Annotated in this window: 1 pseudogene; it reads right to left on the bottom strand. The window is 35.3% G+C overall.

The window, feature by feature from the left end:
• Positions 1 to 221 (bottom strand): annotated as a pseudogene (locus tag DW930_RS10630) (muramidase); the annotation flags it as partial.

The following is a 221-nucleotide window of genomic DNA, read 5'->3' as shown; positions in this document are numbered from 1 at the left end:
TTGTCTACAACTGTGTCGTAGTCTTTGTCTACTGGTTGAGCTTTTTCATCTGTTACTTTAGGTTTGATTACATTACCTTCAGTATCTTGATAATGTACATAGACATTACCATTCACTTCTTTATAGACGTAAGTGATAGTTGATTTTGGTTTGTCAACTTTACCTTTAACTGGATCAGATGATTCCAAGTGTCCATCTTCGTCAACTTTACCTACTGGGTA

It is taken from the genome of Streptococcus sp. AM43-2AT (assembly GCF_003603405.1).
Taxonomy (GTDB): Bacteria; Bacillota; Bacilli; order Lactobacillales; family Streptococcaceae; genus Streptococcus; species Streptococcus ilei.
The sequence above is the reverse complement of the archived record's forward strand: the minus strand, read 5'-3'. Positions and strand labels throughout refer to the sequence as shown.